Annotated in this window: 19 protein-coding genes; 12 read left to right on the top strand and 7 right to left on the bottom strand. The window is 62.7% G+C overall.

Annotation, left to right across the window (positions count from 1 at the left end):
- Window positions 1-12 precede the first annotated feature (12 nt).
- Both BGP00_RS21430 and BGP00_RS21425 read left to right on the top strand, forming a co-directional pair.
- Complete coding sequence (locus tag BGP00_RS21430; RefSeq protein WP_292688872.1) at window positions 13-2,535, top strand: TonB-dependent receptor; 2,523 nt, start codon at window positions 13-15, stop codon at window positions 2,533-2,535.
- A gap of 102 nt (window positions 2,536-2,637) precedes the next feature.
- A complete protein-coding gene (locus BGP00_RS21425; protein ID WP_292688870.1) occupies window positions 2,638-4,590 on the top strand; it encodes a tetratricopeptide repeat-containing sulfotransferase family protein in 1,953 nt (650 codons plus the stop codon).
- Window positions 4,591-5,154: 564 nt separating this feature from the next.
- Here BGP00_RS21425 and BGP00_RS21420 read toward each other — a convergent pair.
- Entirely contained in the window at window positions 5,155-5,418 is a 264-nt protein-coding gene (locus BGP00_RS21420; protein WP_292920969.1) for a KTSC domain-containing protein, read from the bottom strand.
- A gap of 5 nt (window positions 5,419-5,423) precedes the next feature.
- On the bottom strand, window positions 5,424-5,567 hold the full coding sequence (locus BGP00_RS21415; RefSeq protein WP_292688866.1) for a hypothetical protein: 144 nt from the start codon (window positions 5,565-5,567) through the stop codon (window positions 5,424-5,426).
- A 295-nt stretch (window positions 5,568-5,862) separates the two neighbouring features.
- On the opposite strand from BGP00_RS21415, the gene BGP00_RS21410 reads away from it, so the two are divergent.
- Window positions 5,863-6,339 (top strand): hypothetical protein, encoded by a 477-nt coding sequence (locus tag BGP00_RS21410; protein ID WP_292688864.1) that lies wholly within the window; start codon window positions 5,863-5,865, stop codon window positions 6,337-6,339.
- 91 nt (window positions 6,340-6,430) lie between these two features.
- Here the strand turns inward: BGP00_RS21410 and BGP00_RS21405 are convergent, their stop codons facing one another.
- From BGP00_RS21405 to BGP00_RS21395, 3 genes are all read right to left on the bottom strand, one after another.
- Window positions 6,431-7,495: a ribonucleotide-diphosphate reductase subunit beta gene (locus BGP00_RS21405; protein WP_168604238.1), complete on the bottom strand. Its 1,065-nt coding sequence runs from the start codon at window positions 7,493-7,495 to the stop codon at window positions 6,431-6,433.
- A gap of 464 nt (window positions 7,496-7,959) precedes the next feature.
- On the bottom strand, window positions 7,960-8,349 hold the full coding sequence (locus BGP00_RS21400) for a PepSY-associated TM helix domain-containing protein (RefSeq protein ID WP_292688862.1): 390 nt from the start codon (window positions 8,347-8,349) through the stop codon (window positions 7,960-7,962).
- Window positions 8,350-8,740: 391 nt separating this feature from the next.
- Entirely contained in the window at window positions 8,741-10,687 is a 1,947-nt protein-coding gene (locus tag BGP00_RS21395; RefSeq protein WP_246870217.1) for a ribonucleoside-diphosphate reductase subunit alpha, read from the bottom strand.
- Between the two features lie 524 nt (window positions 10,688-11,211).
- Here BGP00_RS21395 and BGP00_RS21390 point away from each other — a divergent pair.
- From BGP00_RS21390 to BGP00_RS21360, 7 genes are all read left to right on the top strand, one after another.
- Window positions 11,212-11,460, top strand: a complete 249-nt coding sequence (locus tag BGP00_RS21390; RefSeq protein ID WP_168604235.1) for a GlsB/YeaQ/YmgE family stress response membrane protein — start codon at window positions 11,212-11,214, stop codon at window positions 11,458-11,460.
- 126 nt (window positions 11,461-11,586) lie between these two features.
- The gene (locus BGP00_RS21385) at window positions 11,587-13,860 is read left to right on the top strand and encodes a TonB-dependent receptor (RefSeq protein WP_292688860.1); all 2,274 of its coding nucleotides are present in this window, start codon (window positions 11,587-11,589) and stop codon (window positions 13,858-13,860) included.
- 44 nt (window positions 13,861-13,904) lie between these two features.
- Entirely contained in the window at window positions 13,905-15,221 is a 1,317-nt protein-coding gene (locus BGP00_RS21380) for an alkaline phosphatase family protein (protein ID WP_292689219.1), read from the top strand.
- A 236-nt stretch (window positions 15,222-15,457) separates the two neighbouring features.
- A complete protein-coding gene (locus BGP00_RS21375; protein WP_246870194.1) occupies window positions 15,458-16,636 on the top strand; it encodes a TolC family protein in 1,179 nt (392 codons plus the stop codon).
- Window positions 16,637-16,640: 4 nt separating this feature from the next.
- Entirely contained in the window at window positions 16,641-17,789 is a 1,149-nt protein-coding gene (locus tag BGP00_RS21370; protein WP_292688858.1) for an efflux RND transporter periplasmic adaptor subunit, read from the top strand.
- Window positions 17,786-20,917: an efflux RND transporter permease subunit gene (locus BGP00_RS21365; RefSeq protein ID WP_292688856.1), complete on the top strand. Its 3,132-nt coding sequence runs from the start codon at window positions 17,786-17,788 to the stop codon at window positions 20,915-20,917. Before BGP00_RS21370 ends, BGP00_RS21365 begins: the two co-directional genes overlap by 4 nt.
- A 14-nt stretch (window positions 20,918-20,931) precedes the next feature.
- On the top strand, window positions 20,932-21,270 hold the full coding sequence (locus BGP00_RS21360; protein ID WP_168604230.1) for a P-II family nitrogen regulator: 339 nt from the start codon (window positions 20,932-20,934) through the stop codon (window positions 21,268-21,270).
- A gap of 24 nt (window positions 21,271-21,294) precedes the next feature.
- Here the strand turns inward: BGP00_RS21360 and BGP00_RS21355 are convergent, their stop codons facing one another.
- Together BGP00_RS21355 and BGP00_RS21350 are read right to left on the bottom strand one after the other, a co-directional pair.
- The gene (locus BGP00_RS21355) at window positions 21,295-22,254 is read right to left on the bottom strand and encodes an MlaA family lipoprotein (protein ID WP_292920974.1); all 960 of its coding nucleotides are present in this window, start codon (window positions 22,252-22,254) and stop codon (window positions 21,295-21,297) included.
- A gap of 160 nt (window positions 22,255-22,414) precedes the next feature.
- Complete coding sequence (locus tag BGP00_RS21350; RefSeq protein WP_292920976.1) at window positions 22,415-23,311, bottom strand: LysR family transcriptional regulator; 897 nt, start codon at window positions 23,309-23,311, stop codon at window positions 22,415-22,417.
- A gap of 135 nt (window positions 23,312-23,446) precedes the next feature.
- Between BGP00_RS21350 and BGP00_RS21345 the strand changes: the two genes are divergently transcribed.
- The gene (locus BGP00_RS21345) at window positions 23,447-25,342 is read left to right on the top strand and encodes an FUSC family protein (RefSeq protein ID WP_292688851.1); all 1,896 of its coding nucleotides are present in this window, start codon (window positions 23,447-23,449) and stop codon (window positions 25,340-25,342) included.
- A complete protein-coding gene (locus tag BGP00_RS21340; protein ID WP_168604226.1) occupies window positions 25,339-25,569 on the top strand; it encodes a DUF1656 domain-containing protein in 231 nt (76 codons plus the stop codon). Before BGP00_RS21345 ends, BGP00_RS21340 begins: the two co-directional genes overlap by 4 nt.
- Window positions 25,570-25,573 lie beyond the last annotated feature (4 nt).

Below are 25,573 nucleotides of genomic sequence, written 5' to 3'. Positions count from 1 at the left end.
AGGGAAATTTGCATGAAGAAACTGCTGTTCACCACCACGGCGCTTGCCCTCTTCGCGCCGATGGCCGTGCAGGCTGCCGAGGCCGATCAGGCCGAACCTTCGAGCGAAATCATCGTTACCGGCACGCGCCAGACCGGCATGAAGGCCGCCGACAGCGCCGCCCCGATCCAGCTCATCGGCACGCAGGCGTTTCAAAGCGTGGGCCAGCAGGATCTGACGCAGGTTCTGGCCCAGACGCTGCCCTCGCTGAACTTCCAGGGCTTTGGTGGCGATACGGCCAACCTGACCCTCTCGGCCGCGCTGCGCGGCATCAATCCCAATGACACGCTGGTGCTGATCAACGGCAAGCGCCGCCACACCACCGCCAACCTCGCCGTGCTGGGCGGCAGCCCCTATTCGGGCAGCGCCACCACCGACCTCTCCTTCGTGCCCACCAACGCCATCGGCCGCATCGAAGTGCTGCAGGATGGCGCCGCGGCGCAATATGGTTCGGACGCGATCGCGGGCGTGGTCAACATCATGCTGAAAAGCGCCGACCATGGCGGCAGCTTCACCGCCACGGGCGGCAGCAACTATGAAAACGGCGGCAAAACGGCAGCCACCGCACTCAACCTTGGCTTCAAGCTGGGCGAAAAGGGCTTCATCAACGTCACCGGCGAATACAAGTTCCACGACTATACCTCGCACGGCAATTACGACCGCCGCTACTTCTATCCGGACGGCACGCTCAAGCCCGGCCAGAGCGCAGTGATCGTCAATGGCCTGAAGGGTTTCGCCGGCTATCCCAACGTCAACAACATCAATGGCGATGCGCGCTATTCGATTTACAACCTGTCGTTCAACGCAGGCTATGACGTAGGCTCGGACGCGCAGGTCTATGCTTTCGGCACCTATGGCAACCGCAACGCCAAGGCGTTTGAAAACTATCGCGCACCCAACCGCGTTTCGGGCACGACCAGCACCGGCACGACCGTCTATCCGCTGCCCAACGGTTTCCAGCCCCAGGAAAACATCCGCGAGGAAGATTTCTCGCTGACCGCCGGGATCAAGGGCAAGGCCGCGCAGTGGAACTATGACCTCTCGCTGACCTACGGCAAGGATGCGGTGGCGCTCTACACCATCAATTCGGCCAACCCCACGCTGTTCTCCATGGCCCAGTCGGCCAGCCCGACCGCGTTGACCGGCCTCCAGCGCAATTTCTATGACGGCCAGCTCTCGAACAGCGAATGGGTCGGCAACATCGACATCAGCCGCGATTTCGATCTGGGTATGGCCAAGCCGCTGACTTTGGCCTTCGGCGGCGAATATCGCCAGGGCAACTATTCGATCACCTCGGGTGAATACGGCTCGTATGCCTTTGGCGGCGCGCAGTCCTATCCCGGCTTTGCGCCCACTGATGCCGGTTCCTATGGCCGCAATTCCTATGCCGGTTATATCGACGTGGCGGCCGATCCGATCGCCGGGCTGCATGTCGATGTGGCGGGCCGCTATGAACACTATTCCGACTTCGGTTCGGCCTGGTCGGGCAAGTTCAACGCCCGTTATGACTTCTCGCCCGCCTTTGCCATTCGCGGCACGGTTTCCAACGGTTTCCGCGCCCCGACCCTGGCCGAATCCTACTACTCCTCGGTCAACGTCGGCCCGGGCTCGACCTTTGGCCAGCTGCCCCCCAACTCGGCAGCTGCCCAGCTTCTCGGCTTCTCCAAGCTGAAGGCGGAAAAGTCGACCAACTTCTCGTTCGGCTTCGTCGCCCATCCGCTGCCCAAGCTGCAGATCACGGTGGACGCCTATCAGATCAAGATCCGCGACCGCATTGTGGCCTCGGGCGACATCTACGGCTTCAACAGCGCGTATAATGCCAACAACGGCATTGTATCGCAGGCGGTGCAGAATGCGCTGATCTCGCGCGGCGTGTCGCTGGCTGATGCCACCTCCTATTCGGGCATCAACATCTTCACCAACGGCGCCGACACCCGCACCCGCGGCGTGGAAGCCACCGCCACCTACAGCAGCGATTTCGGCGACATGGGCAAGGTCGACTGGTCGCTGGGCGCGAACTACAACAAGACCGAGATCACCCGCATCTCGCCGCTGCCGACGGCTGTTTACAACGCCGGCTTTGGCCAGACCGACCTGCTCAGCGCCTCGGCCAAGGATGCGCTGACCACGGCCACCCCGCGGGTCAAGCTGATCGGCAACGCGCTGTGGAACATCGGTCAGTTCTCGGTCAACCTGCGTGAAACCATGTATGGCAGCACCAGCCAGCACACGGTCGGCGCCGGCGATGGCCTGCTCTATCTGCAGCACATCGGCACCACCTTCATCACCGACCTCAACGTCGGCTACAAGCTGACCCCCAAGATCCGTTTCGATGCGGGCGCGAACAACCTGTTTGACAAGCAGGCGCCGACCACCCGCCTGCAGAACGATGGCTCGCGGCCGATTTCGGGCAATGTTTACAACAGCCCGATCAGCTTCACGCCCTGGGGTATCAACGGGGGCTATTACTACGCCCGCGTGACCGTCAATTTCTAATCCAGCCTGACACCTGCGGCCCGGCCTGCCGTCCTTTAAAGGGCGCGCAGGCCGGGTTTTTCTTTGCCCATTGCGGCCCTTTGGCCCTATGCGGATAATGTGATGAGCGATCCTTTTGCCCAAGCAGCAGCGGCGCTGGCCGATGCCCCCGCCCGCGCGGAAAAGCTGGCGCGCGCGCTGGCGGCCCGCGCGCCGCAAGACCCCCGCCCCCGCCTGATCCTGGCCTCGGCCCTGCGGCGACAGGGGCGCTGCGTCGAGGCTCTGGGCCTGCTGGCGCCCTTGGCCCAAGCGTTCCCCCGTGCGGCGCGCACGCGCTATGAACTGGGCCTGTGCCTGCGCGCGACCGGGCGCGGAGCCGACGGACTGGCGCAGCTCGAAGCGGCGGTCCAGCTTGACCCGGCGCTGGGCGAGGCATGGGAAGCGCTGGCCGATACGGCTTTTTCCATGGGCGATGCCGCGCGCGAAACGCGGGCCAAAGCGGCGCTGGCGCGGCTCTCGGCCGATCATCCCGATGTGGGCCGGGCGGCCGAAATGGTGGCGCTTGGCCGCCATGGCGAGGCAGAACCGATCCTGCGCGCCTTTCTGCTGGCCCAGCCCAACCATGCCGAGGCCTCGCGCCTGCTGGCCGCCTGTTATGTGGCGGTGCGGGCCTTTGACAATGCCGAGACTTTGCTGCGTCATGCCTTGACGCTCGATCCCGGCTTTACGATCGCCCGCTTCGACCTGGCCCGCACTCTGTTTATGCGGCAGGAGGCCGAGGCGGCGATGCGCGAGCTTGCGCCCTTGCTGGCCGCCGAACCGGCCAATCCGGCCTATCGCAATCTTCGGGCCGGTTGTCTCGCACTGCTGGGCGATGAGGCCGGGGCCGAGGCTTTGCATGCCGGTTTGGCGCGGGAATTTCCCGGCAATCCGCGCGTGGCCATCAACCACGGCCATGCGCTGCGCACCAAGGGCGAGCGCGACGCCGCCATTGCCGCCTATCGCCGCGCGGCCTCGCTGGCGCCTCATGTGGGCGAGGCATGGTGGTCGCTGGCCAATCTGAAGGTCGCGGCCTTGAGCGAGGACGATCTGGCCGCCATGCGCGCTCTGCTGGCGCGGCGCGATCTGGCCGAGGTCGACCGGCTGCATCTGGAATTTGCCGTGGGCCGCGCCGCCGAGGATGCAGGGCGCGCGGGCGATGCCTTTGCCCATTATGCACGGGGCAATGCGTTGGTGCGCCGCCATTTCGGCATGGTGGCCGAGGATTATCCGGCCCAGGCGGCGCGGGTTTCGGCGCTGTTTACGCCCGAGTTTTTTGCCGCCCGCGAAGGATGGGGCGCCGACGGCGATGCGCCGATCTTTGTCGTCGGCCTGCCGCGCTCCGGCTCCACACTGGTCGAACAGATTCTGGCCAGCCATCCGGATATCGAGGGCACGATGGAACTGCCCTATATCGGGGCGCTGGCGGCGCGGATTGCGGCGCAGGGGGAGGATGCCCTGGCGCAGGCCGATGCCGCGCAGGTGCGCGCATGGGGCGAGGAATATCTGGCGCGCGCGGCGGTGCATCGACGGCTGGGGCGGGCGCGGTTTATCGACAAGATGCCCAACAATTTCCGGCATATCGGCCTGATCCGCCTGATCCTGCCCCATGCGCGGATTGTCGATGTGCGGCGCGCGCCGATGGCGGCGTGTTTCTCCGGCTTCAAACAGCTCTTCGCCGAAGGGCAGGAATTTTCCTATGATCTGGCCGAGTTGGGGCGCTATTATCGGCACTATCTCGCGCTGATCCGCCATTTTGCACAGGCCGCGCCGGGGGCTGTCCATACGCTGGTCTATGAGGATCTGGTCGAGGATACCGAGGGGCAGGTGATGCGATTGCTGGATGCTGTGGGGGTGGATTTCGACCCGGCCTGCCTGCGGTTCTTCGAAAATGACCGCGCGGTGCGCACCGTCTCCAGCGAGCAGGTGCGGCGGCCGATCTATCGCTCCGGGCTGGACCACTGGCGGGCGTTTGAGGGGGATTTGGGGGCTTTGAAGGAAGCCTTGGGGGATGCGTTGGAAGGGTGGCGTGAGTAAGCCTCCGCTGGCCAATGCGGATGACAGGCCGACATGCGGGCCGGTGCCGTCGCGCCCCTGAGACGGACGAGCAGGTGGCAGGCGGTTTCATCGCGAAGGGCCATGGCACCCCTGAAAACCACGGCTCGACCCTCTTGGGCGTTCACGCAACAGGCGACCGGCAGGACGGGCTCGCAGATCTGGGCGAAGGGGTTCCCGACGCATAAAGCGCATCGGGCCTGCTCCACTCCACCGGCATGATAACCTGTGCAACGCATGGGCTTCCTCCCCAATACCGCGCCCCTGTTTCAGCCAAGGCGCCGCAAGCTGGCGAAAGCAGTTTGTCGGCATAGGTGGGGATTGTCGCGCGTGGGCTTACCCGCATCGCTCGGTCCCGACACCGGCCCTTTTTGGCATCCCGCCCATTCCGGTTTGGGTGAGATGGGGATGGGACTTAACCTATATGGTTTTATTTGTCAAGGTGGGGTGGGAGTCGCGGGCGTGGGGTTTGGGGCGGGGTTTATCGCTGCGCGATTTTTAAGGATGCGAGGGGCTAGCCCCTCGCGCTCCCATTACTTTTCAGTTTCAGCCCGCAACGCGGTATTGGTTTTTGATGAAGGCGTTGAAATAAGTGCCCTTTGAAGGAGCATTAATCAGGCCATCATAAACCCACTGCGGCACACCAAAATAGTCATAACCCCTTGCGCCGTGCTGGAACCAGATGGTCAACACAAGGGATCGAGCATCATATTTGACGGCATGGATGGCCGAGGAACCTAAAATCAGCATATGCTTAAACTCGCATTGTGAGGAGCGAGCCGAGGCCCGCCCCTCGATTGCAACCGACAATTCAATCAGTTGTCGTTGTCATGTTCATCGACCGGCTCAGGCTTCTTGCTGATCGGGATGCGGAATGCTTTGCCCTTAGGTTTGCAAATCCGCTGTCCATTTTTCAGCGTGATGCACTGGCGGTAGATGAAGCCGTTGTCTGTCGACATGGCCACCTCCATCAGATTTCATTTGACGGGGGCATCACGAGTTGCGAGAATAAGGGTTCCTACACCGATTATCGCGCGTCTCGTGATGCGGGTTTTCGAACGAGAAGGTCGGCCGAAAGGTCGGCCTTCTTTTCGTTTGGACCAATTAGCTACTCAATAAGCGAATCTCCTGCAATTTCCATTAACCAATTCCTAGGACCTATCAACTCAGAAGTCAACTCCAATCGAAACTCTCAAATGGTGATAGGGTTGACCTAGTGTGAAGTCTGTGGAAAACTCCGCGCAGGAGGACGCAATGGATGACAAACTCTATCGCGAAGCAATCGCAAACCTTGAGCAACTTAAAAAGGCGCGCCATCAAGCACTAGAATTGGTCAAGCAGTGTGATGAAAGGATTGCCATCCTTGAAACTTTCATCAAGGGATTAGAGAAAACTGCGAGTGCCGCCAAAGAGGCCCTTCAAGCCAACGCTCTCATTCAAAATAGAAACTCACGAAAGCAAAAATCCGCAGAAATCGAGCGGATGATGGATTCTGCAGAGAATTTTATTATCGAAAAAGGCCATCCACTCACACGAAGCGAATTACTCGAATATCTTGAGAAAGAGGGCTTCAGAATTGAAGCTGCCGACCGAAGCAAAGTACTAGGAACAAATCTGTGGAGGTCCAAGCGCTTCCACAATTTGAAGGGAGCTGGCTATTGGCCGAAGTCTAAAAAACTGCCACCCGAATTTGAAGACCTTGATATTCGAACCACATCGCTCTCAGAGTGATAATTGAAGGGAGCGCGAGGGGCTCGCCCCTCGCATCTTAAAAATCGCGAAGCGAATGGCGGCCAAGCACAACACCGGACCGCCCAAACGCTTACTCCGCCGCGATCCCCGCCGCCTTGAACATATCCTCGGTCCCCTCGCCTTCGTCAAAGACGAGCGCGGCGGGATCGTTGGCCTTGGCCTTGCGGCGCGAATCAAAGCTGGACCACACGGTGTTCCAATCGCCGCGGGTGGCGCCCTTGGAATATTCGGTGGCGCGGGTTTCGAAGAAGTTGGCGTGCTCGACGCCGTTGAGCAGCGGCTGGAGCCAGGGCAGCGGGTGATCCTCGATCATGTAGATCGGCTGGAAGCCAAGCTGGCCGAGGCGCCAGTCGGCGATGTAGCGGATGTAGCGCTTGATGTCCTTGGCGCTCATGCCGGGCACGGGGCCTTGTTCGAAGGCAAGGTCGATGAAGGCGTCTTCGAGGCGCACCGTCTTCTGGCAGCAGTCGATGATGTCTTCCTTGACCGCCTTGGTCAGGCAGCCGCGTTCCTTCACGAAGGTGTGGAACAGCTTGATGATGCCTTCGCAATGCAGCGATTCATCGCGGATCGACCAGGTAACGATCTGCCCCATGCCCTTCATCTTGTTGAAGCGGGGGAAGTTCATCAGCATGGCGAAGGAGGCGAAAAGCTGCAGCCCTTCGGTAAAGCCGCCGAACATGGCCAGCGTGCGGGCAATATCCTCGTCCGAATCGACGCCGAAGGTCGCCATATAGTCGTGCTTGGCCTTCATTTCCTCATATTCGAGGAACATGCCATATTCGGTTTCGGGCATGCCGATCGTATCGAGCAGATGCGAATAGGCCGCGATATGGATCGTTTCCATGTTCGAAAACGCCGCCAGCATCATCTTGATTTCGGTCGGCTTGAACACGCGGCCGTATTTTTCGTGATAGCAGTCCTGCACTTCCACGTCGGCCTGCGTGAAGAAGCGGAAGATCTGGGTGAGCAGGTTGCGCTCATGCTCGGAAATCTTCTGCGCCCAGTCGCGGCAATCCTCGCCCAGCGGCACTTCCTCAGGCAGCCAGTGGACCTGCTGCTGGCGTTTCCAGAAGTCGTAAGCCCACGGATATTCGAAGGGTTTGTAGGTCTTACTGGCTTCGAGAAGGGACATGCGACTGCTCCAGAATCGGCGGTTTTCAAGGGCCCGAGACGGGCGGGACCGCCAATAGATACGCGGCCCGGCCCATCAACAGATAGATGGTATTGCGTGCAGGCAACCACAAGGTCTTGTGGGTATGCGTTACATCGACTGCGCGCGCTTGATAACAGTTTCGGCGCCGGGATGCATCGGCCCGCTGAGCTTTCCCACAGATTCGGCAGAGGAATTTTTTGTGGGGAAGAAGGGAAAGAAAATGCGAGGGACTCGTCCCTCGCGCTCCCGTTACTGTCTGCGTTGCGCCACGGGTTCGGCCTATGGGTGTCGGACGCGGCCTCGAAACAGGAAAGCCTGCGGCGCCGGTAAAAAGCGCCGCAGGCTTTCAATTCATCGCCCAATCCGCATCATCGCAAACAAAGCGCCACCCCCTTATCGGGATTGCAAAGGGCCCCCGCCCTTTGCCCGCCGGAGGCAAAAACTTACTTCCAGAACCAACGAGGCGACAACCCGCGGCCCTTACGAAAACCCCACATCTGAACATAGAGCCAGATGCCCGAGATCGAGAAGAAGAGCAGCGCAAAGCCGGTAAGCGTCGAGATCAGCACGCCGACCGGGCCGAACTCTTCGCCCGAATGCAGGTGGTGGAGCAGGCCGACAAGGCTCTGGCCGCCCTTTTGCTTGGGCCGGCACATGACATCAGGCGGGCAGACGAAATCGGGCTGGAGCTTGGAAACCGGGGCCGGGGCGCCCTGCGCCTGCTGCGGCTTGGCCTGAGTCAGCGGCACGATCTGGCTGAGCACGCCGGTAACGGCCATCCACAACATGAAAACGCCGAAAAACAGGCTGAGCCAGCGGTGCCATTTACGCATGAAATTCCCTTCCTAGAATCGGGCCTTGAACAAGCGCGGTCCCGTTGCGCGCCAAGGTTACGCGCTGATGAAAAGCAGGCAATGCGACATATTGGCAAGCCGCGAAGGGTGAGAAAATGTCGCAAGCCGTGTCAGGGGGAGGCAAGAACAGGGGCAGGTGCGAGGGTCTAGACCCTCGCGCTCCCGTTACTGCCTGCGTTGCGCCACGGGTTCGGCCTATGGGTGTGGGACGCAAGGTTCGAATGATAAAGCCTGCGGCGCCGTAAAATAGCGCCGCAGGCCCTCAATTCATCGCCCAATCCGCATCACTGCAAATAAAGCGCCACCCCGTAACGGGATTGCAAAGGGCCCCCGCCCTTTGCCCGCCGGAGGCATCAAACCCTGCGAAATATCACTGACAGGCCAGACATTCCTCATAGTCCGTCTGCTCGCCCGCGCTCAGTTCGATCTTGGGCGCCTCGGAGGTGTTGTCCGCCTCGACCCCGCCGGCAAAGCCCGCGCGCTGCACCGACTTCGAGCGCAGGTAGTAGAGCGACTTGATGCCCTTTTCCCACGCCTGATAGTGCAGCATCATCAGGTCCCACTTGTCCACGTCGGCCGGGATATAGAGGTTCAGCGACTGGGCCTGATCGATATAGGGCGTGCGGTCGGCGGCGAATTCGAGCAGCCAGCGCTGGTCGATTTCGAAGCTGGTCTTGTAGGTCGCCTTTTCCTCGGGGCTGAGGAAATCGAGATGCTGGACCGAGCCGCCATGTTCGAGGATCGAGTTCCACACATTGGTGGAATCCTTCGATTTGCTGGCCAGCAGCTTTTGCAGATAGGGGTTCTTGACGACGAACGAGCCCGACAGCGTCTTGTGGGTGTAGATGTTGGCCGGGATCGGCTCGATGCAGGCGCTGGTGCCGCCGCAGATGATCGAGATCGAAGCGGTCGGCGCAATGGCCATCTTGCAGGAAAAACGCTGCATCACGCCCATGTCGGCAGCGTCCGGGCATGCGCCGCGTTCCTGGGCCAGCAGGATGCTCGCCTCGTCCGCCTTGGCCGAGATGTGCTTGAACATCTTGAGGTTCCACGCCTTCGCCATCGCGCTTTCAAAGGCGATGCCCTTCTTTTGCAGGAAGGAGTGGTAGCCCATCACGCCCATACCGACCGAGCGTTCGCGACTGGCCGAATATTTGGCGCGGGCCATTTCGGACGGTGCGCGGTCGATATAATCCTGCAGCACATTGTCGAGGAAACGCAGCACGTCCTCGATAAAGCGCTTGTCGCCGTTCCACTCGTCCCAGGTTTCCAGGTTGAGCGAGGAGAGGCAGCACACGGCGGTGCGGTCATTGCCCAGATGGTCCTTGCCCGTGGGCAGGGTGATTTCGCTGCACAGGTTCGAGGTATAGACCTTGAGACCCAGATCGCGGTGATGCTTGGGCATCATGCGGTTCACCGTGTCAGAGAACACCAGATAGGGTTCGCCGGTGGCCAGACGCACTTCGACCAGCTTCTGGAACAGGCTGCGCGCATCGACCTTGCCGCGCACGCTGCCGTCCTTGGGCGATTTCAGTTCAAATTCGCGCCCGTCGCGCACCGCCTGCATGAAATCGTCGGTCAGCAGCACGCCATGATGCAGGTTGAGCGCCTTGCGGTTGAAGTCGCCGCTGGTCTTGCGGATTTCAAGGAATTCCTCGATTTCCGGGTGGCTGACATCGAGATAGGCCGCCGCCGAACCACGACGCAGCGAACCCTGCGAAATCGCCAGCGTCAGGCTGTCCATCACGCGCACGAAGGGGATGATGCCGCTGGTCTTGCCGTTCAGGCCCACCTGCTCGCCAATCCCGCGCACCTTGCCCCAATAGGTGCCGATGCCGCCGCCGCGCGAGGCGAGCCAGACGTTTTCGGTCCAGGTCGAGACGATGCCGTCCAGGCTGTCCTCAACCGTGTTCAGATAGCACGAGATCGGCAAGCCGCGCCCCGTGCCGCCGTTCGACAAAACCGGCGTTGCGGGCATGAACCACAGCTTGGAAATATAGTCATAGATCCGCTGGGCATGTTCGGCATCGTCGGCATAGGCGTCAGCCACGCGGGCAAACAGGTCCTGATACTTCTCGCCGGGCAGCAGATAGCGGTCATCGAGCGTTTCGCGCCCGAAATCGGTCAGCAGCGCATCACGCGAAGGATCGGTCACGATATTGAACCGGCGCGCATCGACGCGCTTGGTGTCCTCGGGCTGCTTGGGCGAGGAAGCGGCGGCGGCCGCCACGCTGAGCAGGTCGCCCATACGTTCGGCGGTCAGCAAATCAGGGGCCAGCAAATCGGCGGCCATATCGGTCTTGTCATTCATCGGCATAGCCGGGCCTGCGCCCGCCTCCTTCTTATCGGACAGAACGGCGGCGCCCTCGGCACCCGTCTGCGGCTCCGTCAGCGGCAAAGTCGAAAGATCGCTGTTGCGTTCGGCTCGCTCATCCCCGCTGCTGAAATCCACGTTCTGCCCCTCCATGGTGTTGAAACTGGTTGTTCCGGCGCCTTGCGGGGCTGCTCTTTTCCAAAGAATCGCGCCGCACCGAGGTTTTGCGGCCTCTGGCGGTCAATAACTAGGGATAGAGGTCGGCGCCCTTCACCGGCCACAACTTGTTGTGCCTCAAAGGCGGAAACATGCGCAAGAGGAAAGCGCTCCATCGCACATTTTGCCCGGGCCCGCCCGCCGGGGCGGCGACGCGCCGGAAATCGGGCATTGGCCTGTCACGCAAGAGTCAAAATGGGCGGAATCGAAAAAAGTTCTCCACATCTGGATGCGCCCTGCGGATGGGCTTTGCGCTTCGCGGCGGGCTGTACTAATCTGCTAGAACACCTCAACCCTTCCGGAGAAAACCGATGTTCCGCCTGATCGCCGCGCTGTTTTCCGGGCTTGTTGTCGGGCTGGTGGCCCGCTTTGTCTATCTGGGCACGGTGCCGATGGGGTGGTGGATGACGATTCTGCTGGGCATCGGGGGATCGTTGCTGGCCGATCTGGTGGTCAATCGCGGCGATGTGGGGCGCCCGGCCCGCCCGGCCGGATTCATCGCCTCGGTGGTGGGGGCGATGGCGCTGATTTTCATCGGGCGACATATGGGCTGGCATTGATGTAAATAAGCAACGTCTTGTAATCTTCATAAAATCGTCATCAAATCATCTCTGTTCCGCCACCTGTCCGTAACAGGGCGGCCCTAGGCCGCGCCCCATCACTGCATCCTGCACATGGGGGTCGTCATGTCCAAACTTTGCTATCTTCTGCTTGCCGCCAGCGCGCTCTGCCCGCTCGGCTTTGTCCATGCCGCCGAAGCGCCTGTCGCCGCAGAAGCGCCCGCCGCCGATGCCGGCGAATCGGACGCCATCGTCGTGGTGGGGCAAGGCGTCGTGCGTCAGGCTCAGACCCTGACCACTAAGGATCTGGCCGTGCTGGTCCCCGGCACCAGCCCGTTCAAGGCCATCGAAAACCTGCCCAGCGTCAATTTCCAGAGCGCCGATCCCTTCGGTTCGTATGAATGGGCCATGCGCGTCTCGATTCGCGGCTTCAACCAGAACCAGCTCGGCTTCACCCTCGACGGCGTGCCGCTGGGCGATGCCACCTATGGCAACCTGAACGGCCTGCATATCAGCCGCGCGATCATCACCGACAATATCGGCGCCACCCGCGTGACGCAGGGCGCGGGCGCTCTGGGCACGCAGGCGACCAACAATCTGGGCGGCACGGTCGAGTTTTCCAGCATGGACCCGCTCGACCATTTCGCGCTGGATGCCGCCGCCACCTATGGCAGCTTCAACAGCTGGCGCACCTATGGCCGGGTCAATGCGGCCAGCGCCAATGGCGATCTGCGCGGCTATATCGCGGTCGATCACCACGAAACCTCGAAATGGAAGGGCTATGGCCAGCAGCGCCAGACGCTGGTGAACGCCAAGATCGTGGGCGATGTGGGCAAGACCCAGCTGTCGGCCTATGCCTCGTATTCCGACCGCGCCGAGGTTGACTATCAGGACCTCAGCCTCGGAATGCTGAACCGCCTCGGCTATAACTGGGACAATATTTCAAACAATTACGCGCTGGCGGTCAAGGTGGCCGATGTGGCGGCCAACAATGGCTATTCGGGCGCCACCCCCACCAATCCCTCGGCGGGCACCGCATGGCCCGCGCCCTTTGCCAATGCCGATGATGCCTATTATTCGGGCGGCGGTCTGCGCAAGGACTTCCTCGGCTGGGTGGGCGCCAAGACCCAGTTCAGCGAAAAGTTCTCCGGCGAGATCAAGGCCTATTACCACGACAACAAGGGCCGCGGCCTCTGGTGGACGCCCTATGTCAACAGCCCGAACGGCATCCCGCTCTCGCTGCGCACCACCGAATATGCGATCAAGCGCGGCGGCATTTTCGGCCATATCGACGGCGAGATCGGCGCGCATAAGCTGACCGTCGGCGGCTGGTGGGAACACAATGCCTTCAATCAGGCGCGCCGCTATTACGCCGTGCTCAGCCGCACCGATCCGGGTCAGGGCCTGCTCGACTGGCCCAGCAACCCCTTCGCCACGCAATGGGAGCTGAACTTCGCCACCGAGACACTGCAATATCATGTGGCCGATACGGTAAAATATGGCGACCTGACCATCAATCTGGGCTGGAAGGGCTTTGCCGTCATCAACAAGGCCAGCCCCGTGATCGCGGGCGGGCGCGCCTCGGGCCGGATCACGGCCAAGGACTGGTTCCAGCCCACCGTCGGCGCGGCCTACAAGATCGGCGGCAATGGCGAAATCTACGCCGGTTTCGCCCAGTCCACCCGCGCCTATCAGTCGGCCACCACCAGCGGCCCCTTCTCGGCCACGCAGGCCGGGTTCGACGCGGTGAAGAACACGCTTAAGCCTGAAAGCTCGGACACGTATGAGGCCGGTTATCGCTATTCGGATGCGCGCATCAACGCCACGCTGGGCGCATACCTGACCAATTTCCACAACCGCCTGCTGGTGATCCCCACCGCTGCGGGAATCGTGGGTGCGGCCAATCTGCTGTCCAACGTGGGCGGCGTGCGCTCGGCGGGGATCGAGGCGCTGGTCAACGCCCGTCTGGGCCATGGCTTCTCCACCACCCTGTCCTATGCCTATAATGACAGCACCTATCGCGACAACATCGGCACCTATCAACTGGTCGGCAAAACCACTGTCGATGCGCCAAAGCACCTAGCCCGCGCCGAACTGGCCTATGATAACAAGGTGATCTTTGGACGGGTTGCGGTCAATTATATGTCGAAGCGCTATTTCACCTATACCAATGATCAATCGGTGGGCGGCCGCACGCTGGTCGATGCCAGCCTCGGCTATCGCGTCAAGACGCCGTTCTCGGACCGCCCGATCGAGCTTCAGGTCAATGCGACCAATCTGTTCGACGTGAAATATGTCTCGACCATCGGCACCAACGGCTTCGGCTTCAGCGGCGACAACCAGACCTTGATGGTGGGCGCGCCGCGCGCGGTGTTCGGCACGATCAAGGCGGGCTTCTGATGGGCGTGAAATCGGCGTTTCTGGGTCTGTTGCTAGCGGCGGGGATGATCCCTGCCGCCTCGGCCAAACCGGCGCATCACCCGGTGCTGATGATCTCGATCGACGGGCTGCGTCCGGGCGATGTGATCGAGGCGGACAAGCGGGGGCTGAAAATCCCCGCCCTGCGCGCCCTGCTGGCCGAAGGCGCCCATGCCGGAGGCGTCGTGGGGGTTTTGCCCACGCTGACCTTCCCCAGCCACACGACGCTGATCACCGGGGTCGATCCGGCGCATCACGGCGTGCTCAACAATGTGACCTTCGACCCGACCGCGATCAACCAGGACGGCTGGTACTGGTATGCCAGCGACATCAAGGTGCCCACCTTGTGGGATGCGGCGCGCGCCAAAGGCCTGACCACCGGCAATGTCCACTGGCCGGTCAGCGTGGGGGCAAAAATCGGCTGGAACCTGCCCCAGATCTGGCGCACCGGACATCCCGATGACGCCAAGCTGGTCTCCGCGCTTTCCACGCCGGGCCTGTTGCCAGAACTGGAGGCCAAGGAAGGCCCCTATGCGCCGGGCAAAGCCGAAGACCTGCCCGCCGACCAGACGCGGGGGCATTTTGCCGCCCGCCTGATCGCGGCGCATCATCCCGATTTCCTCACCGTTTACCTGACCGCGCTGGACCATACCCAGCATGAGACGGGGCCCGACAGCGCGCAAAGCCATGCCGTGCTGGAAAGCATCGACGCCATCGTCGGCAATCTGGTTGCGGCCGAGCGCAAGGCCCATCCCGATGCGGTGATCGCGCTGGTGTCGGATCATGGCTTTGCGGCGGTGGACAATGCCTTCAACCTCAGCCGCGCGCTGATCGATGCGGGGCTGATTCGCCTGTCGGCGCCCGATCAACTGGGGCGGCAAAAAATCGAGAGCTGGGACGCGGTGGCATGGGCCTCGGGCGGGTCGGTGGCGGTGGTGCTGGCGCGGCCGGATGACGCGGCGCTCAAGGCCAAGGTGCGCGAGCTGCTGGTGGGGCTGAAGGCCGATCCGGCGAACCGCATCATCGACATGCTGGAGGGCGACGCCATCGCCAAGGCGGGCGGCAACCCGCAGGCCAGCTTCTACCTCAATCTTGCCCCGCCAATGCTGGCCACCGGCTATGTCGCGCCCGGCCTGCCGCTGCGTTTTGTGCCGCCGACCAAGGGGATGCACGGCTTCTTCCCCGCCGATCCGCGTATGCGCTCGACCTTTATGATTGCCGGGCCGGGCGTGCCCAAGGGCCGTGATCTGGGCGAGATCGACATGCGCGCCATCGCACCCACGCTGGCGCGGATCATGGGCGCGCGGCTGGATCAGGCCGAAGCCCCGGCGATCACCTTCTGAGACGCCTGACGCGCAGGGTTTGGCCCCTGCGCGTCAGGCCTGTTTGTTTATTGTATTTTTATTTGCCGCTCCGCCGGCTTTCCCATACCCCACAATCCGACAGCGATAGAACATAACCATAGTCAGTCGTCCGTCGGGAGGGTTCTGGAAATACGGGATTAAGCCCTCGCGGAGTGCGATTACTGATGCGATTACACCATATTCTGGTGCTTTTTCTGGCGACTGGCGGAAATGCCATGGCACAGGAAAACTATTCTCTCGATCATCTTGAGCAATTAGCGCAGGATACCAATCCTGCTCTTCAGGCTGCCCAGCGCGATGTCGCCATCGCCCGCAGCGAGGTGAGCACCGCGCGCGCCCTGCCCAACCCCACGGTCGAATTCATGACCGGCCCGATGCGCTATAAGCCCGTGGCCAGCGGGCTTTCCGGCACGGCCACCAGCTACAGTCTGTCGCAGCCGCTCGACCTGCCCTTTTCACGCACGCCGCGCATTGAGGCTGCCCGCGCCGGTTTGGCCGCCAGCGAGGCGGGCTTTGCCGGACAGGTGACCAACTGGCTGGCCAATCTGCGCATGGCCTATTACGACCTGCTGCGCCGCAGCGCCGAACAGGTCGTGGCCGAGGAAGATGTCGGCATCGTGCGCTCGATGCAGCAAAAAGTGTCCTTCAGCGTCAAGCAGGGCGAAACGGCCAAATTCGAAGCGATCCGCGCCGAGGCCGAATTGCTCAACGTGCAAAAGACCGCCGCCGCCGCCGCGCTGCGGGTGCAGCAGGCGCGCAGCCAGTTGCGGATGCTGGTGGGGCCCGCCCTGCCGGAGAATTTCACCGTGACGGGGCGTTTGCAGGCTTTGCCCAAATTGCCGCCCTTTGACGAGCTGGTCGAACAGGTCGCGCGCACCAACCCCGATCTGGTTCAGGCCCGCGCCCAGCAGGATCAGGCGCGCTATCGCCTGCGTACCGAGGAAGCGCTGCGCCTGCCGCAGATCGCGCTGCGCGCCGAACGCAGCGGCGACGCCGAACAGGACCAGACCCGCTTTGGCGTCAGCCTGACCGTACCCATCTGGGACCGGCGCAAGGGGCCGGTGGCGGCCGCCGAGGCGCAATTGTCGAAATCCACGCTGGGGCTTGAGGCGCGCGAATATGCGGTGCGTCAGGAACTGGTGATCGCCTACAAGCAATATGAAATCGCCCAGAACACCGTGGCCGCACTCGAAGGCGGCGTGGTGTCGCAGGCGCAATCGGCGCTCAAGGTGGCCGAGTCGGCCTATCGCTTTGGCGAGCGCGGGCTCATCGACGTTCTGGACGCCCAGCGCGTGTTCCGTGCAGCGCGCGCCGACCTTATCAACAGCCGTTTCGATCTGGCCGTGGCGCTGGTCGAGATCCAGCGCCTCAGCTCCAACCTTGCGCAGAGATAAAACCATGAAAAAATATCCTTTTGTGGCGCTGGCTCTGTCCCTTGCGCTGCCTTTGTCCCTGGCGGCCTGCGGCGAAGACAAGAAAGCCGCCAAGCCCAAGATCGACCCCGAAAGTGTGGTGGCGGGCGCCAACATGCAGGGCCGCGTCAAGGTCGCCCCGGTCGGCGTCGAGGCGGTGTCCGATACGCTGCGCGTAGCGGGCCAGATCACGTTTGACGAAAACCGCGTGGCGCGCATCGGCGCGACCGTAACGGGGCGCGTCACCGACATAGCCGCCAATATCGGTCAGAACGTGGCGCGCGGCACGGTGCTGGGCCGGATCAACAGCTCGGACCTGTCGACACAGCAGCTCGCCTATCTGCGCGCGCGCTCGCAATACGAACTGAACCGCCGCGCCGCCGAACGCGCGCAGCAGCTCTATGCCGCCGACGTGATCGCCGCGGCCGAATTGCAGCGCCGCCAGAGCGAGGCCAGCATTTCGCACGCCGAAATGCGCGCCGCCGCCGATCAGTTGCGCCTGCTGGGCGTGTCGGCCTCGGCGCTGGGGCAATTGGGGGGGCAAGGGGTGATTTCCTCCTCCACCCCGATCCTCTCGACAATGAACGGCGTGGTGGTCGAACGCAATCTGGCGCTGGGGCAAGTGGTGCAGCCGGCCGATGCGCTGTTTGTGGTGGCCGATCTGTCGAAACTGTGGGCCACCGCGCTGGTGCCCGAACAGCAGGTGCGCTTCGTTCAGCAGGGCCAGACCGTCGCGCTGGAAATCCCGGCGCTGGGCGGTGCCAAGCGCGAGGGGAAGCTGGTCTATGTGGGCCAGGTGGTCGATCCCAAGACGCGCACAGTGGTGGTGCGCACCGAGCTGGACAATCGCGGCGGGGAGTTGAAGCCCCAGATGCTGGCGACGATGCTGGTGACGGCCGCGCCCGAAAAGCAGCCCGTGGTGCCCAATGCGGCCATCGTGCGCGAAAACAACAAGGACTATGTCTTTGTCGAAACCGCCCCGTCCAAATTCCGCATCCGCGCGGTCACGCTGGGCGAGGAGGTTGCGGGCAAGAGGGTGGTGATCTCGGGCGTCAAGCCGGGTGAACGCATCGCCATCGAGGGCGCCTTCCACCTGAACAACGAACGCAACCGGCAGGCATTGGAAGGCCAATGATCCAGTCCCTGATACGCGCGGCGCTGCAACAGCGCCTGATCGTGATCGTGGTGGCCGCCGTGCTTTTGGGCTTTGGCCTGAATGCGGCGTCGAAACTCTCGGTCGATGCCTTTCCCGATGTGACCAATGTGCAGGTCCAGATTGCCACCGAGGCATGGGGCCGCAGCCCCGAAGAAGTCGAGCGCATGGCCACCGTCCCCATCGAGGTGGCGATGACGGGCCTGCCCGGCCTTGAGGAAATGCGTTCGCTCAACAAGCCCAACCTCTCGCTGATCACGCTGGTGTTCACCGACAAGACCAATGTCTATTTCGCGCGCCAGTTGGTGATGGAACGCCTGATCGAGGTCGGCTCGAAAATGCAGCCGGGGATCGCCCCGGTGCTGGGACCGGTCTCGACGGGTCTGGGCGAGGTCTATCAATATACGCTGGACAAGCCGGGCGACGGCAATTCGGTGCTGAGCCAGGAGGAATTGACCAGGCGCCGGACCACGCAGGACTGGGTGGTGCGCCCGTTGCTGCGCTCGATCCCGGGCGTGGCGGAAATCAACTCGCAGGGCGGCTTTGCCAAGCAATATCAGGTTCTGGTCAACCCCGATCAACTGCGCCACTATTCGGTCAGCGTGGCCGAGGTCTATCAGGCCGTGGCGCGCAACAATGCCAATGCGGGCGGCGGCGTGCTGCCCCAATATGCCGAGCAATATCTGATCCGGGGCGTGGGTCTGGTCAAATCGGTCGATGACCTTGGCTCCATCGTCATCCGCGAAAGCGCGGCAACGCCCGTCTATCTGCGCGATGTCGCCGAGGTGAAGATCGGGCCCGGCGTGCGCGATGGCGCGCTCATCAAGAACGGCGTGACGGAAAGCGTGGGCGGGATCGCGCTGATGATGGCGGGCGGCAATGCCAAGGCCATCGTGACCAAGATCAAGGAGCGCGTCGAACAGATCAACAGCAAGGGCATGTTGCCCGACGGCCTCAAGATCGTGCCCTATTACGACCGTTCCGAACTGGTCGATGCGGCCATCCACACCGTGGTCAAGGTGCTGATGGAGGGCATCGTGCTGGTGGTGATCGTGCTCTTCGTCTTCCTTGGCGATGTGCGATCCTCGGTGATTGTGGTGTCCACGCTGGTGCTGACGCCGCTGCTCACCTTCATCTGCATGAATTATCTGGGCATATCAGCCAATCTCATGTCGCTGGGCGGGCTTGCCATCGCCATCGGCCTGATGGTCGACGGGTCCGTGGTGGTGGTGGAAAACGCCTTCCTGCTGCTGGGCCAGACGCGCGACAGCGGTGAGAGCAAGGTGCGCATCATCCTGCGCGCCGTGGTCGAGGTGGCGACGCCCGTGATCTTTGGCGTGGGCATCATCATCCTCGTCTTCCTGCCGCTGATGACGCTGCAGGGAATGGAGGGCAAGATGTTCTCGCCGCTGGCCTATACGATCGCGATTGCGCTGGCGATTTCGCTGGTGCTCTCGCTGACGGTGACGCCGGTGCTGTCCTCCTATCTGCTGAAAGCGCCGAAAGTGCATGAAGGGCATCATGGCGGCGAGGAAGACCACGATACCCGCGTCATCAAGGTGATGAAAAGCCGCTATCTCAAGATGCTGCATTGGGCGCTGGCCAATGAAAAGCGCACGATCACGCTGGCGGTGGGCGGCTTTCTGGCCACGCTGGCGCTGCTGCCTTTCCTTGGCACGGCCTTCATTCCCGAAATGAAGGAAGGGTCGGTGGTGCCCGGCATCAACCGCGTGCCCAACATCGCGCTTGATGAATCGATCAAGATCGAGATGGAGGGCATGCGCCTCATCATGCAGGTGCCCGGCGTCAAATCGGCGGTGTCGGGCGTGGGCCGCGGCGAAAGCCCCGCCGACCCGCAAGGCCCCAATGAATCCACCCCCATCGTCAGCCTGAAACCGCGCGAGGAATGGCCCAAGGGCTGGAATCAGGACGATATTGCCGACGCGATGCGCGAAAAGCTCAAAGCTCTGCCCGGCGTCCAGATCGTCATGGCCCAGCCCATTTCCGACCGCGTGGACGAAATGGTGACGGGCGTGCGTTCGGACATCGCGGTCAAGGTGTTTGGCGATGACATGGACGAATTGAAGCGGGTGGCCGAGGAAATCGCCCGCGTGGGTCAATCGCTGCAAGGCGCGGAGGATCTGCGCATCGAAAAGGTCAGCGGCCAGCAATATCTCTCGATCGAGATCGACCGGGCGGCGCTGGCGCGCTTTGGCCTCAATGTGGCCGATGTGAACGATCTGCTGGAAACGGCGGTAGGCGGCAAACAGGCGACCGAAATTTTTGAAGGCGAGCGCCGCTTCCCCGGCGTGGTCCGCCTTCCGCAAGCCTATCGCGACAATATCGAGGCGATCTCGAACCTGCTGATCACCTCGCCGGGCGGCGCGCAGGCGCGTCTGGCCGACGTGGCCAAGGTGGTGGTGTCGGACGGCCCGGCCCAGATCAGCCGCGAAATGGGCAAGCGCCGCATCGTCATCGGCATGAACGTCAAGGGCCGCGACCTTGGCGGCTTCGTGGCCGAGCTTCAGCAGAAGGTCGATAAGCAGATCAAGCTGCCCGATGGCTATTACCTCGAATGGGGCGGACAATTCCAGAATATGGAGCGCGCGCTGGGCCATCTGATGATCATTGTGCCGATCACGGTGGCGGCGATCTTCTTCCTGCTGTTTGTCCTGTTCAACTCGCTGCGTCTGGCCTCGCTGATTATTCTGGTGCTGCCTTTCGCCTCCATCGGCGGGATCGTGGGGCTGGCAGTCACGGGGGAATATCTCTCGGTGCCGGCCTCGGTGGGCTTTATCGCGCTCTGGGGCATTGCGGTGCTCAATGGCGTGGTGCTGGTCTCCTATATCCGCAACCTGCGCGATGAGGGCAAATCGGTGCGCGAGGCGGTGGTTCAGGGCGCAACCCTGCGTTTCCGCCCGGTGATGATGACGGCGACAGTGGCTCTGCTGGGCCTGATCCCGTTCCTCTTCGCCACCGGGCCGGGGTCGGAGGTGCAAAAGCCGCTGGCCATCGTGGTGATCGGCGGGCTGATCACATCCACCGTGCTGACGCTGGTGGTGCTGCCCACGATCTATCGCTTCTTTGATGACGAACGCGTCGAGGCCTGAGGGGAGAAAACACCATGGCCATGATTGAGATCCGCGCCGTTGTTCGGCCCAGCCGTCTTGAAATGCTGCGCGTGGCGCTGCGGCAATTGCCGGAATTTCCCGGCATGACCGTGGCCCGCGTCGAAGGGTGCAGCGGCACCGGAAAGCTGGGCAACTATCCATGGACGATCAAACAGGAACTGGTCGATTTCACGCCCAAATCCATGATCCACATCGTCGTGGACGAAGCCAATGCCAAGCCGATCTATGACACGATCCACCAGATCACCCGCACCGCCCGTCAGGGCGACGGGCTGATCTGGACCATGCGGGTCGAACAATGCCTGTTTATCGCCGCGGAGCCGGAGGATTAAACCTTACCGAAGGGGGCTGAGGTTTCAGCCCTCTTCTTCTTTTTCCGCCTTTTTGCCCGCTTCGTCCTCGCCATGGGGATGGCGCAGTTCCTCGATATGATCGGCGCGGCGGCGCAGATAATTGTCGCGGGTCGTCGTATAGGGGTCGGCCGATTCCTTTTCCTGCCGCAGCCGCTCCTTGTTGACCACCCGGCGATCCACAATCCCCAGCACGATCATCGGCACGACGGCCGCCGTCGGCAGGACATTGCGGCCGATTGCCAGAGGCAAGACCGCACGATCCACAATGCGCCCGGTCAGATCACGCAGGGTCGTCGATCCGAACAGCGGCATGTAGATATAGGGCCCATTGGGCACGCCGTAAAAACCCAGCGTATCGGCAAAACCGTTTTCGCGGAAAGGCAGCCTGAACGGCTTGCGCTTGGCCATATCAAAGATGCCGGCCAGACCGATCGTCGAATTGAGGACGAAACGGGCGACCGTTTCAGCGGTCTTGCCGACCTTGTGCTGCATCAGGAAATTGGCCGCGATCACCGGTTCGCGCAGGTTATAAAGTGCATTGTGAATGCCATCGCGCACCGGCGAAGGCACCACCGCTTCATACCCTTTGGAAAAAGGTTCGAGCACCGCATTGTCAACGGCCTGTGTCACGGCAAAGGACGCCTGATTGATGGCCCGGCCAGGATCGGGCGCCAGCGGGCGCGAGGAAACCACGATGCCGGGTTCTTCCTCGGCACCACGATGGCCGGGGTGACGCGGCGGCTCGGCAGGCTGGGTTTCGGCGGAAGCTGGGGTCGAGGGCGCAGGCTGGGCCGATGTCGATGCCGGGGCGGCGTCCTGAACCGGCGGAACATTGGGCGCTGTTGCCGCATCCTGCGTCACGCTCTGCGGCGCAGCAACGCCCGGCGCAGCGTCGGGAGAAACCGATTGCGCCCAACATGGCGCCGCCGCCAGCATCCATGCCAGCGCAACACCGCCTTTCAACAAACCGCTCTTGCCCCCACGACAAGACATGGCCGATCCCAACATCACAAAATTCCCCAACTCAGGCCCCCGCCATCGCATGATCCTTGTAGAGAACTCGTGCAGACTGCCTAGTGGTAACTACGACAAATTGCGACAAATCGGTGGGAAAATGTCCCTTTCAGGGAAAGCTGCCCGCCATCAACGCATTGCGGGCAAAGGCAACCCGCGGATGACGCAGGGCCGCAGGCGACCAGACCAGCGAATAGGTGTGGACCGGCCGCTCGACCGGGGCGACGATCTCGGTCAATTGCCCCTGCGCGATCAGATCGCCGCACAGATAGCCGGGCAGCGCGGTCCAGCCGAATTCCTGCATCATCAGGCTGCGCAGACAGCGCAGGTCCTGCCCCACCACCGCCGGGCTGACGGGCGGGCCGGGCAGGCGGTTTTCCACCAGCCAGTCCTCGACCAGCGGGCGTTCGAGATGATAGGCCAGCACCGGTTCGGCCATCAACGCCCGGCGCAGATCGGGCGCGGCCATGATGCGCGCGGCCACGCGCGGCGCCGCCACCGCATAGACCCGCTCTTCATGAATGCGCGCGCTGCGCAAACGGCGGTCGGCCAGCACATAGGCCGAGAGGCCAAGATCGTAATTGCCCTCGATCAGCCCCTGGCGGATCGCCTCGCGGTCGCCGGTGTGCAGGCTGATGCGCAGGCCCGAATGGAGCAACGGCAAGAGGCGCGGCGCCACCACCTCGGCCAGAAAATCGCCATGGCCGATCAGCCGCACCGATCCCGTCATATCCGAGGAACGCGCCCGCGCCGCCGCCAGCGCCGCCTCGGCAATATCGAGCCGGTCGCCAAGGCTGGCGGCCAGTTCCTCGCCCGCCAGTGTGGGGATGACGCCCTTGGGCTGGCGGGTGAACAAATCGCGCTCGATGGCGGCCTCCAGCGCGGCAATATGCTGGGAAACCGCCGGTTGCGTCAGGCCAAGGCTACGCGCGGCCCCGCTGATCGAACGCTGGCGATAGACTTCGACAAAGGTGCGCAGATGCTGAAGCGACATAAGCAATGCCATAAATATTTTTATTGCTAAATGCCAGACTGCTGTGTGGTATGACGGCATAAGGAGGCCTAAGGCACAGATGTCCCCCCGTTTCGAGTCGCCCTTCGTGATCGATCTGTTGCCCCATCCCGCCTGCGGTCGTTGCGCATGACCTTGCCCAGTTGGTCCGCGTGGGCCTATTCCGCCAAGACCGCCTTTGCCGCGCTGCTGGCCCTGTGGATCAGCCTGTTCGTCGGGCTGCCCATGCCCTTTTGGGCGATGAGCACGGCCTATATTGTGTCAAGCCCGCTCTCGGGCGCCACCCGATCTAAGGCGATCTATCGCGTGATCGGCACGGGCGGCGGCGCCACGGTGGCGGTGGCGCTGGTGCCGATGCTGGTGGAATGGCCCGAATTGCTCAGCCTCGCGCTGGCTCTCTGGGTCGGGATCACGCTGGCCATCTCGCTGCTCGACCGTTCGCCGCGCGCCTATATGCTGATGCTGGCGGGCTATACCGCCGCGATCATCGCCTTTCCCGCCGTGGACCGGCCCGAGGCGGTGTTTGACATTGCCGCCGCGCGCGTGACCGAGATCGTGCTGGGCATCACCTGTGCCACGCTGGCTCACAGCCTGCTATGGCCCAAATCGGTGGCCACAGCGCTGGAGCCGCGCCTCAAGCGCTGGCTGACCGATGCGCGCGGATGGTATGACGATATTCTGGGCGGCGCGCACCCGACCACCTCGCTGCGCGACCGCCAGCAACTGGCCGTCGATGCGGTGGAATGCACGCTGCTGGCAACGCACATCCCCTTTGACACATCGCACTGGCGCGAGGCCACGGCCAGCGTTCAGGCGCTGCTGCGCCGCGTGCTGCTGCTCTTGCCGGTGCTCTCGGGCATGGCGGACCGGCGGCGCGCGATCGGCGATGCCGATGATGAATGGAACAACCTGCTGCGCGAAAGCTATGAGTTGCGGCGGCGACAGGCGGGCGTGCTGCTGGATGAATGCGATGCGCTGCTCCATCATCTGGGCCATCCGCAAAGCCCCTCGCCGCTCTCGGATCAGGAGCAGAAGGGCACGATCGAATTGCATGCCGATCCGATGTCGGCGCTGATCGCGGGGGTGGCGGCCACGCTGACCATTCTGGTGGTCTGTGCGATCTGGATCCTGTCGGGCTGGCATGACGGCGCCTCGGCCGCCGCGCTGGCGGGCGTGTTCTGTTGTCTGTTTGCGGCGATGGACAATCCGGTGCCCGCCATTCTCAATTTCGGGGTGGCCACGCTCTCGGCCATGCCGCTGGCGGGGCTGTATCTGTTTTATATCCTGCCCCAGATCGACGGGTTCCTGCCGCTGGTGCTGGTGCTTTCGCCCTCCCTGCTGCTGTTTGGCAGTTTGCTGCCCAATCCGCGCTATGGCCTGTTTTCCCTTGCGCTGATGATGGGCTTTTGCAGCACGCTCGCCCTGCAGGAAACCTATACCGCCGATTTTGCGCATTTCCTCAATACCAATCTGGCCCAGTTCGTGGCCATGGTGGTGGCCGCCGGGATGACGGCGGGGCTGACCACGATCAGCAAGGATGTGGCGATTGCCCGGCTGAACGCGCGGATGCGGCGCGATCTGGTATCGCTGGCGCGGGCCTCCTCGCCGCCCGATGCGCTGGCCGCGCTGGGGCGCAGCACCGATCAGCTCGCCCTTATCACCCAGCGTCTGGGCGCGGACACCGATATGGCGACGGCGGGGCTGAGCGACATCCGCATCGCGATGAACATCGTCCAGATCCAGCATCTGCGCAGCCATGCCACGCCCGCCCTTTCCGCCGCGCTTGAACATATGCTGCGCCTGGGCACGGCGCATTGGTCGAACAAGCGCGACACGCCGCCCCCGCCCGAATTGCTGGAGGCGATCGACATCGCGCTGCGCCTGACGCAAAGCCAGCCCTTGCCGCAACTGGCCACATCGGCCACCCTGATCACCGAGCCGGAACAGGGCCGCGCCGCGCTGGTGGCGCTGCGCCGCAACCTGTTTCCCCATGCATCCGCCTTTCGCGCCGGAGGTTACGCATGAGCGCCGAATATATCCTTGGCGGCATCTATATTGACGCGGCCCCCGTGCATGGCTGCATCGCGCTGCTGATTGCGCTGCTGCTGCACAGGCTGTTGATCGCCGTCCGTTTTTATCGTTTCGTATGGCATCCGGTGCTGTTCGATACGGCCATGTTTGTTCTCGTCTGGGCGATGGTCACGCTGTGGTTGCCCCCGCTCGTCCCCTCGCTTCTGCATTCCCCGCTATAAGGCC

The sequence above is a fragment of the Novosphingobium sp. 63-713 genome (assembly GCF_001898925.1).
GTDB lineage: Bacteria > Pseudomonadota > Alphaproteobacteria > Sphingomonadales > Sphingomonadaceae > Novosphingobium.
Note: the sequence above shows the minus strand (reverse complement) of the source record. Positions and strands in the feature narration are given on the sequence as shown.

Coding starts and splice junctions, on each gene's coding strand:
- BGP00_RS21345 (WP_292688851.1), top strand. CDS start 23,447: ATGACCTTGCCCAGTTGGTCCGCGTGGGCCTATTCCGCCAAGACCGCC.
- BGP00_RS21375 (WP_246870194.1), top strand. CDS start 15,458: ATGGCACAGGAAAACTATTCTCTCGATCATCTTGAGCAATTAGCGCAG.
- BGP00_RS21385 (WP_292688860.1), top strand. CDS start 11,587: ATGTCCAAACTTTGCTATCTTCTGCTTGCCGCCAGCGCGCTCTGCCCG.
- BGP00_RS21410 (WP_292688864.1), top strand. CDS start 5,863: ATGGATGACAAACTCTATCGCGAAGCAATCGCAAACCTTGAGCAACTT.
- BGP00_RS21425 (WP_292688870.1), top strand. CDS start 2,638: ATGAGCGATCCTTTTGCCCAAGCAGCAGCGGCGCTGGCCGATGCCCCC.
- BGP00_RS21365 (WP_292688856.1), top strand. CDS start 17,786: ATGATCCAGTCCCTGATACGCGCGGCGCTGCAACAGCGCCTGATCGTG.
- BGP00_RS21360 (WP_168604230.1), top strand. CDS start 20,932: ATGGCCATGATTGAGATCCGCGCCGTTGTTCGGCCCAGCCGTCTTGAA.
- BGP00_RS21395 (WP_246870217.1), bottom strand. CDS start 10,687: ATGCCGATGAATGACAAGACCGATATGGCCGCCGATTTGCTGGCCCCT.
- BGP00_RS21400 (WP_292688862.1), bottom strand. CDS start 8,349: ATGCGTAAATGGCACCGCTGGCTCAGCCTGTTTTTCGGCGTTTTCATG.
- BGP00_RS21350 (WP_292920976.1), bottom strand. CDS start 23,311: ATGGCATTGCTTATGTCGCTTCAGCATCTGCGCACCTTTGTCGAAGTC.
- BGP00_RS21380 (WP_292689219.1), top strand. CDS start 13,905: ATGATCCCTGCCGCCTCGGCCAAACCGGCGCATCACCCGGTGCTGATG.
- BGP00_RS21430 (WP_292688872.1), top strand. CDS start 13: ATGAAGAAACTGCTGTTCACCACCACGGCGCTTGCCCTCTTCGCGCCG.
- BGP00_RS21415 (WP_292688866.1), bottom strand. CDS start 5,567: ATGTCGACAGACAACGGCTTCATCTACCGCCAGTGCATCACGCTGAAA.
- BGP00_RS21405 (WP_168604238.1), bottom strand. CDS start 7,495: ATGTCCCTTCTCGAAGCCAGTAAGACCTACAAACCCTTCGAATATCCG.
- BGP00_RS21370 (WP_292688858.1), top strand. CDS start 16,641: ATGAAAAAATATCCTTTTGTGGCGCTGGCTCTGTCCCTTGCGCTGCCT.
- BGP00_RS21390 (WP_168604235.1), top strand. CDS start 11,212: ATGTTCCGCCTGATCGCCGCGCTGTTTTCCGGGCTTGTTGTCGGGCTG.
- BGP00_RS21340 (WP_168604226.1), top strand. CDS start 25,339: ATGAGCGCCGAATATATCCTTGGCGGCATCTATATTGACGCGGCCCCC.